11 protein-coding genes are annotated in these 8,357 nt (G+C 46.7%); 8 read left to right on the forward strand and 3 right to left on the reverse strand.

The window, feature by feature from the left end; all coding sequences use genetic code 11:
- The first annotated feature begins 184 nt into the window (after positions 1-184).
- Entirely contained in the window at positions 185-1,177 is a 993-nt protein-coding gene (locus JWJ90_RS22105; protein WP_205229391.1) for a transposase, read from the forward strand.
- 216 nt (positions 1,178-1,393) lie between these two features.
- Here JWJ90_RS22105 and JWJ90_RS22110 read toward each other — a convergent pair whose 3' ends face one another.
- Both JWJ90_RS22110 and JWJ90_RS22115 read right to left on the reverse strand, forming a co-directional pair.
- Complete coding sequence (locus JWJ90_RS22110; protein WP_205229392.1) at positions 1,394-2,173, reverse strand: enoyl-CoA hydratase/isomerase family protein; 780 nt, start codon at positions 2,171-2,173, stop codon at positions 1,394-1,396.
- 137 nt (positions 2,174-2,310) lie between these two features.
- The gene (locus tag JWJ90_RS22115; RefSeq protein ID WP_205229393.1) at positions 2,311-2,883 is read right to left on the reverse strand and encodes a TetR/AcrR family transcriptional regulator; all 573 of its coding nucleotides are present in this window, start codon (positions 2,881-2,883) and stop codon (positions 2,311-2,313) included.
- A gap of 349 nt (positions 2,884-3,232) precedes the next feature.
- Here JWJ90_RS22115 and JWJ90_RS24045 point away from each other — a divergent pair, with 349 nt between their 5' ends.
- The 3 genes from JWJ90_RS24045 to JWJ90_RS22130 all read left to right on the forward strand — a co-directional run bounded on the left by JWJ90_RS24045 (position 3,233) and on the right by JWJ90_RS22130 (position 4,862).
- Complete coding sequence (locus JWJ90_RS24045) at positions 3,233-3,376, forward strand: RHS repeat domain-containing protein (RefSeq protein ID WP_205229394.1); 144 nt, start codon at positions 3,233-3,235, stop codon at positions 3,374-3,376.
- 102 nt (positions 3,377-3,478) lie between these two features.
- On the forward strand, positions 3,479-4,102 hold the full coding sequence (locus JWJ90_RS22125; protein WP_205229395.1) for a Panacea domain-containing protein: 624 nt from the start codon (positions 3,479-3,481) through the stop codon (positions 4,100-4,102).
- A 4-nt stretch (positions 4,103-4,106) separates the two neighbouring features.
- The gene (locus JWJ90_RS22130) at positions 4,107-4,862 is read left to right on the forward strand and encodes a Fic family protein (protein ID WP_205229396.1); all 756 of its coding nucleotides are present in this window, start codon (positions 4,107-4,109) and stop codon (positions 4,860-4,862) included.
- Between the two features lie 539 nt (positions 4,863-5,401).
- Here JWJ90_RS22130 and JWJ90_RS22135 read toward each other — a convergent pair.
- Positions 5,402-5,911, reverse strand: a complete 510-nt coding sequence (locus tag JWJ90_RS22135) for a hypothetical protein (protein WP_205229397.1) — start codon at positions 5,909-5,911, stop codon at positions 5,402-5,404.
- Between the two features lie 111 nt (positions 5,912-6,022).
- Here JWJ90_RS22135 and JWJ90_RS24050 point away from each other — a divergent pair, with 111 nt between their 5' ends.
- From JWJ90_RS24050 to JWJ90_RS22155, 4 genes are all read left to right on the forward strand, one after another.
- Positions 6,023-6,241 (forward strand): helix-turn-helix domain-containing protein, encoded by a 219-nt coding sequence (locus JWJ90_RS24050; protein ID WP_205229398.1) that lies wholly within the window; start codon positions 6,023-6,025, stop codon positions 6,239-6,241.
- Positions 6,242-6,270: 29 nt separating this feature from the next.
- Positions 6,271-6,594, forward strand: a complete 324-nt coding sequence (locus JWJ90_RS22145; RefSeq protein ID WP_205229399.1) for a helix-turn-helix domain-containing protein — start codon at positions 6,271-6,273, stop codon at positions 6,592-6,594.
- Positions 6,595-6,600: 6 nt separating this feature from the next.
- Entirely contained in the window at positions 6,601-7,470 is an 870-nt protein-coding gene (gene trfA, locus JWJ90_RS22150; protein ID WP_205229400.1) for a plasmid replication initiator TrfA, read from the forward strand.
- A gap of 250 nt (positions 7,471-7,720) precedes the next feature.
- A complete protein-coding gene (locus JWJ90_RS22155; RefSeq protein WP_205229401.1) occupies positions 7,721-8,269 on the forward strand; it encodes a sigma-70 family RNA polymerase sigma factor in 549 nt (182 codons plus the stop codon).
- Positions 8,270-8,357 lie beyond the last annotated feature (88 nt).

An 8,357-nucleotide genomic window follows, 5' to 3' on the forward strand; every position in this document is an offset into this window, starting at 1 on the left:
AGCCCGGTATAGTCATTGCTTTCATGAAAGTGGGCAATGGCTCCTCCGGTTCCACAGGCAACATCAAGAACCTTGGCCTGTTGCACCGGCGCAATCAGGTTGGCCAGAACCTCTCGGTGCTGCTGAGTGAGAGGGGTCAAGTCTTTGCTTGACTCTTTTGAGCTGCACTTCATATAATCCCAGAATGGTAAGACCACTGCGCATAGAGTACCCGAATGCCTGGTATCATATAATGAACCGTGGGAGGCGGGGGGAGAGCATCTTCACTGAGGCTAGTGACAATGAGTTGTTCATTTCTCTGCTGCAGGAGACCTCAGAGATGTTTGACCTACGGGTCTCCGCATACTGTTTGATGTCAAACCATTATCATCTTCTTGTACAAACGCCATCCGCCAATCTTTCACGGGCAATGCGGCATATTGGCAGTGTGTACACCCAGCGCTTCAACCGATCCAAAAAGACAGACGGACAATTATTTCGGGGCAGATATAAAAGCGTTCTTGTTGAGGAAGACAACCATCTTCTTGAAGTCTTGCGCTACATTCATCGCAATCCGGTTCGAGCAAAAATGTGCAAATCGGTATACGACTATAGATGGTCAAGCCACCGGGGCTACATTTCTCCTGGGAACGGTTGGAGGTGGCTGCATAAAGGTTTCCTACTCTCTTTATTTTCAGACAACCCCCGCAAAGCTGGCAATCTGTACAAAACATTTGTAGCCAACGAGGATTCTTCAAGCATATTATATTTTTACGGTAAAAAGAATATCGCTTCTTTCTTTGCATCTTCCGAATTTGTCCAGACGATAAAAGAGAAATATCGAAGTGAAAACGAAGATCCGGAGATACCACAGTTAAGACAGTTGGCTCCCTCAGTTGCAGAAATTAAAAGCATAGTCTCGGATAGTTACATGGTTGAGGGGGAAAGTCTTGAAAACGGCATCCGTGGTCAGAGCAACGAACCTCGAAATGTTGCAATTTATCTTGCAAGAAAACGATCCGGCCTGCGTCTCCAGGAAATAGGCAGGCAGTTTGGACTTACAAAATACAGCTCAGTGAGTAGCGTTGTTTGCAGGACAGAGCAGCAATTGTTACGTGATCGTGACTTTCGTGTTCGTGTGGAAGGGATCTTAGTGCAGCTCAATAAGAGCCAAGCAAAGATTTGCCCCCTTTGGTGACCCCTTTGTTTTGTTTTTAACCGATCCAAAAACTATAATAGCATCAAGCTGCGCATGGCACACTAACGAAAAAATTACCGGAAATTTTGGAGCGCATCAGAAGAAAGACGGTCCATTCCCAAAGAAAAATTGCAGGAAGAGGGGAGCTCAGGCAATGGACCGTCAGAGGGTGCACACAAATGCGCGGGGGCGCACATTTAGAACTGAGGGGAAATATTATTTTTCCTTCCACACCGGCGCGCGTTTCTCGCGGAAAGCACTCACACCTTCTTTTGCATCCTCGGTTGAGCAAAGCCGGGCAAAGGCCTCATTCATGAAATCAAAGGCCTTGTAATAGTCGAGATCGGCAGCGGAATAGAAGGACTTCTTGGCTATCTGCATGGCTATCGGACTTTTTGCTGCTAAGGTCTGAGCCCATTTTCGAGCTTCCTGCTCTAGTTCCTCATCCGGCACCACCCGGTTGATCAATCCCATGCGGGCAGCCTCTTCGGCTTGGACAAACTCACCAAAAAAGAGCATTTCCAGGGCCTTTTTGCGGCCGATGGATTTGGACACGGGCACGACCGGGCCGATACAGTTGAGACCAACGTTGATCGCGGTCAGACCGATGCGCGCCTTGACCCCGGCTATGGCTAAATCAGCCGCAGCGACCAAGCCGGCTCCGTTCGCGGCGGCAACACCGCTCACCTGCGCAATCACCGGTTTACTCATACGACTGATCGAAACCAAGGGCGCCTCCATGCACTCGATCCAACCTCGCAAATCCTGTGTGGATTTTCCCTCTATATAACTGACATCAATGCCAGCGCAAAAGGCCTTTCCCTCACCCTTGATTAGCACCACCCGCACTTTCTTATCTGCCTCTGCTTCCCACAGTGCGCGATCCAACTCCCTGGCAAGTCCAAGAGTAAAGGTGTTTAACTGGCTTGGACGATTCAAGGTGATCTCTGCCACAAGATCATCCCCGACACTGACAACGATGTTTTCATATCCCATGATCAATTCCTCCTTGTTGATGTAGATAGTCACACACGCTCAGGAGCACCGCCATTTCGGATTCCTGGCACAGCCAAAGAAAAGAACAACAAACACAATGGACATGGAGGCCTATCGTCAAACCGGCCAATGTATAATCACTTCTCCTGATTTTTGGCAAGATTCAGCATGCTTAGCATACCTTTGCAGGCCCGGTAATAGGGGCGTTCGTCACCAGCGGCAAGTGCCAAGACAATTCCCCCTTGAAGCACACTCATGATCATCTCCGCCACATCCTCAATGTCTAATTGTGGCGACAATTCGCCGCTCGCCTGACCTTCTTGGAGAATATCCATCATACGACAACGAACCCAGGTGAAAGTCTCCTCAACCGGCTGGCGCAAGATTGGATTCGCGCGAATATCCGGGTCCTGGGTTAAGCGCCCGATCTGACAGCCTCGGAGCACTTTACGCTCGCTTAAAAGGTAATTCTCGATCCGTTCATAAACAGTGCCATCTCCGGCAAACTGTTTTTCCACCAACGAACGAATCTGCAGTGAACAGCGCTGAATCGCTGCAAGTGCCAAATCCGACTTGCTGGCAAAATGATGATACATACTTCCCTGCCCGACTCCAGCCCGTTTTTGGATGGCTGCCGGGCTGGTTCCCACATACCCCCTCTCCCAGAGCAAAGCCTGGGTACATCTGACTAAACGTTCACGCGTGTCCATATTATATGAATTTTACCTACTGATAAGTACAGAAATAAAAATTAATTATTAGATAGTTAGTTGATAAAGCGATTAAATTCTGTGTACCAATAAGTACATAAAATAAGCAACAGGTGCAAGAAAAAAATGGAGATTTATCGAGGCGAGAAGTGGCCCTGATTTTTTTGGACAAAAATTGAGGCACTGGTAAGGTGGAGATTGGTTGTCTCAACCTGGTTTAAGCTTGCAGGGCTTGAGGTTAGACACTGATATTCACAGAAAGTCAGGATCAGTAGGAGGTTGCACAGCGTCCTGCGGCGACAGCACTGGTTCTTCCTACACATATACCGCCCGCCAGCAGATTGCCTCAATGACTGACGGTAATGGTGTCGTGACCACTTATACTTACGACGAGAACGGCAATCGTCTCACGACTACCAAGGCAGCGGGAATAGACCTCGCTCGAACGACCATTAAAACCTATACGTCCAAAAATATTCTTGCTCCTCTCTGAACTCGTCACTATTTTCTATCATAACTATTGACAAGCTGATATAGTTTTGTTACGAGCTGCCCTTTTGCCGCTGGGCAGTAATTTATTTTTTAAGGTGAGGATATGAAAGTCAATGCGATCAAATTAGCTGGGTTTATCTTGAGCGCATACCCTAATGTTCCCATCTACCCGATGAAGCTGCAGAAATTAGCATACTATGCGAAAGTTTGGTCCATAGTGGCCAACAAAAATTTCATAGATGCTGATTTTGAACGATGGGACTACGGGCCGGTTAATAGGGAAATTTATTCTGCCTACCGCGAGTATTCCAAGGAAATTATCCCCTGCCCAAGCGAACCAGTATCACTGGAGCCCGAACAGGAAGATTTTATAAAATTCGTCCTCGACAATTATATCGATCAATCAGCCGTTGCGTTAAGCATTCAAACACACAACGAAGATCCTTGGATTAACACTGACCACAACGGTATCATTAGCGAAAGAGAGATAATAAACTATTATTCCAAGCAAAATTTCGCTAAAAATTTTGAACGACCGAATTATAAAGAAGGTCCATTTTACGTCTTAAAAACAAATTCATGGCATTCTTTCACCATGGATATGGACTCCAAAGAAGCCTCTTTTTATGAATCTTATCCTTCATACGACGAGTTCGTGCAACGATCTCAACAGGCTAAATCCGACTTTAAGAATCTTTTGAACGAGTTCGTCTCAAAATCCAATTAGATTCTTGCAGAATCATTCATTTGATACATTTGACAGGGAATATCTTAAAGAACTCATTAAGGGATTCCCTGTCACCCCTCCTATCTCCCTTGAAAACGCGTTAAAACAACTCAAAGATAGAAGCCAGCAGTGGAATCCGTTTGAATTCGTGGACCTCATTCACACGGAACCAGTTCAATTCACCTTAGAAGAACTCCTTCCTTTCCTCCCAAAATTTCTTCATCAAAGGATGTTTGAGAACATTTTGGGAAACGCTGGTTCATACCGCGAAACTGGTGATAGATTAAAAGGCCATGTCGAATTTGGCCTCCCTACCAAAAAGATTAACGACAACGCGGAATGTTCAAGTAGCAGGTTCAGTGGGATTCAGCCGGACGAAATTCCGACAGGGATCGAAAATGCTATCGGACAGCTTGCTTTTGATAGAAGCAATCCAGCGGGAAACGCCGCAAAATTTTACCAACAGTTTGTAAGAATTCATCCTTTTTACGATGGAAATGGCCGCATTGGGCGATACATAGTGGAAGCCTACCTATACCATCATGGGCTCTATGTACGCTGGCTGGATATGAAAAAGAACAACCGGTGGATACGACAACTCAATTATTGTCATCGAAAGATGACGCAATTATATATAACGACGGCCTACCCGTTTGCGCTCAAATGGTGGATTCACTATTTTAATAAATTCGTGTCTGAAGTGCCCGTCCCCCCTGAGGAACAAAAAATAGAATTCCTCGGTAGAGAGAGGGCGGATTAGGTGGTACGGTGCGATACCGGTGAGTTATTTCTATATTTTTAATAGATTTATCTGGGTTTTGTTCGCTCTATCTCGCTGTAGTTTCGTTCAACATGCCATTTATGGCGGCCTTTCACGGCGGTGCCCCCTATGTATTCAAATGTACTCGAAAGCGCTTGATTTAAGAGTTAGGCACCGAGTTCAACTCCCGGTTCCAGTACAATGCAAGTTCATGCAAGCAAATAAAAAAGGGCATACAGAGTCAATCTCTGTATGCCCTTGAATTTATTGGTGCCGGAGGTCAGAATCGAACTGACACGGGGTCGCCCCCGCTGGATTTTGAGTCCAGTGCTGAATAGATCTTATCCTTTCGTAATCAATATACTTTTATTTCTTCAAATCGCTATTTGCTCCAATTTTGTTCCATTTTCAAAAAATAGATTGATCTTCGCTTCTTTCCCGATGTCTCCCGGACGACCTCAAGCAAGGTCCTTTCCATCTTTCTCGCTGCCCGCATCTTTGTCGATCTCTGGGGCTTGAGACTCAAGCCCTTTCTTGTGTCAGTGTATGGTCTCTTTTTCTCTTTTTGTGCTAAGAGAATCGTGAAAAGCATCAATCAAGCCAGCCAGAAGGTCACCATATTTTGTTTCTGATTCGAGGACTTCAATTGTTTTCAGTATTCTTGTCTGAACACTTGAGGAGCCCTCTTCTCCCTTAGCCGGAACCTTGAACCCTACAACATCACCTGATGATGAGTTCAGAAAGGTTGGTTCATCCTCTGCGGTTTCTAAAACGTCCCACGTTTGATTGCCATAATTTGCATCCGGCTCCTCTTCTTGCGCCAGTAATCGCCGCCCCAGGACAAACACATCCTCATAGGCCATATCAAAATGGCTGGCAATTTTTGACCGTATTTTTTCAGAACCTGATTTCCTGCCTTTTACGATGGCATTGAGATAGCCTCTGTCAATGTTCTGTTTTTTCGAAAGACGTGCCTGTGCCCCTCGACCTTCTTGGGCCAACAAATGTGTGAGTGCTGCTCGAAATTGATTTGTGATTAATTGATCCATAGCTCTATTGTAGACCACCTGCTCAATTTTTGGAAGAAAAAAAGCACATTAGGTCTATTTTGGTCTACTTTTTTGTTGACTCACGGTCTATTTTTTATAACATAACGGGCCATGAAACCTAACAAAAAGAAAATCACACAGAAAGAGATCGCACGGTTAGCCGATATCGGACCTGATTTTCTCAGTCATATTATTCGGGGTAGACGTCCCTGCCCTCCCCCTGTCGCTGTCAGGCTGGAAGAGGTCACAGCCATCAGCCGAGTCACATGGGTTTGGGGATCCCCGGAGGAAATCAGGAAGGCTGTCGGAGGAAATCAGGAAGGCTGTTGAAGGGTACATATATCAAGGTCGAGCAGATTATGGACATTGATAGCAGACTTGCAGCAATCGAGGAAACTCAAAATAAAATCCTACGATTGCTGGCAAATAGAGCTCCTCCAGAGCCCAGTGTCATGACGTTGAAGCAGGCGGCTGAATATGTAGGTTTTTCTCCTGATCACTTCAGACGGTTAGCTGTTGAGCAGCGCTCCATTCCATTTTCACGGCCTTCTGGTCAACAAAAGGGAAAACTCCTTTTTCGAAGATCTGATCTTGATAAATTCTTGGACACGTCTGCCATGGGAGAAACGGCACCAAAGCAACCAGGTCGGAAGAGGAAATCAAAAGATATTCACCTTTGGTAATGAAGAGTGGAACTTGAAAAAGATCCCACCAACAAAGGTTTGAATCGTTTATCACCCGCACTTCAGCAAGAGATCAAAACTCGCGCAGATTCCTCCCCCCTCCCACTCTGGCCTGCACAAACCCGGGGCATCCCTAATATCTGTCTGCGCTCCTCCCTCTTTGGTGTCATCCAGCGCGGCCGTCGGAAAGCTGTCAAAGGTGAGGTCATCGATGCAGTTAAAGGGCTCGATATCCGCTACACCGGATGGCGCTTAGACCAAGGTGATTTTGATGTGCTTGTCCATGCTCTTCACCTGGTCTCTCTACAACAAACATCTGGAGAATATGTGCGATTCACGGGGAAGGGTTTTCTTCATGGCATTGGCCGCAGTGCTGGAAAATCGGGACGGGAATGGCTCAAAGACTGTCTCAGACGGCTTACCGGATCTGCTGTGGAGATCACATTGGAAGTCAAAAACACCTATTGGACCGACTCATATACCTATGCAGGTTCACTGATTGATGAATTCATCTACAGCAGCTCCAACCAGGCTTACTTCCTCAAGATAAATCCAAAGCTTGGCAGACTATTTAACGCCGGTTGGACTCAGCTGCAGTGGCACCAGCGACTGAAATTGAAGACTGATCTCGCCAAATGGCTGCATGGATTCTATGCCAGCCACAAGGAACCCTACCCGATAAAGGTCGCAACACTAAAACATTTATGCGGTTCGAGTATTGGCAGGTTGTCAGATTTCCGCGGAAAGCTACGACGTGCGTTGGATGAATTGACCAAAGCTGAACTCATCGCTTCCTGGAAAATAGACCTTCAGGACAAAGTTCACGTAAAAAAACGAGACTCCAAAGGCCCCGGGACACCTGACAGGGGGGCATAGCGATCGCAATAGGGGGGCACAGCGGTCGCAAGGCGGGGGCATAGCGGTCGTACCGAGGGGGCATAGCAGTCGTAAGGGTGGGTATAGCGGTCGTAGGGAGGGGGGCATAACGGTCGTACCAAAGGGGCATAGCGGTCGCAATTCGACTTTTAGGAAATCGCGAAAGTGCCTGAAAACAATGGGATTAGAGAGAGAAGCTACAAATGCCTAATCATTTTTAATCTTATATTAATCATTTAGGGAATCACAAATGACATGCTCATTACCGCCAGATCAAAAGCAATCCAGACAAGAAACGTGGTCCACAGCATTACGCTGGGTATCGTCGAACAAGAGCCTTATTCGGCAAATCGCCTCCCCCTATATCAAATTCATGGTTGGCGATTACGAAGATCTCTATCAAGAGGCTGCGATTGCCTCAGTAAAGGCACTGATCACCACCAGGAAAAAGGAATCTCCAGAACGGTTCATCCCGTTTTTCCGGGTCATTTTCAAAACGAGTTGCATCAAGTTGGCCTCCGGTATCCAGACAGTCCATTGCTTGGAAGATTATCTCCTTCCCTGTTCAGAAGAACCCTTTGAGGAAATCGAAGCTGCTGGGGAGTTCGAGATCGAACAGGCTTTACAAGCTGTCAGCAAGCGGCAACGCGAGATCTGCCGCTGGCTTTTGCAGCAATCCACCCCTGCCAGCACCCCTGACATAGCCAGAGAATTCAAAATCAGCCGCCGTCATGCCTGTCGGGTGGTTAGTGAGAGCATCTGTAGATTCGCATTCCCGCCGCCCCGAAAATCCGCTTAAATTCTCATGAAGCATTACCAGTAACGAGAAAGTCTCTACCAGTCAAAGTAAGAAAAATGATCACCACGTGGTGTGGTCGTGGATTGCA

The sequence above is a fragment of the Desulfobulbus rhabdoformis genome (assembly GCF_016919065.1).
Lineage (GTDB): Bacteria > Desulfobacterota > Desulfobulbia > Desulfobulbales > Desulfobulbaceae > Desulfobulbus > Desulfobulbus rhabdoformis.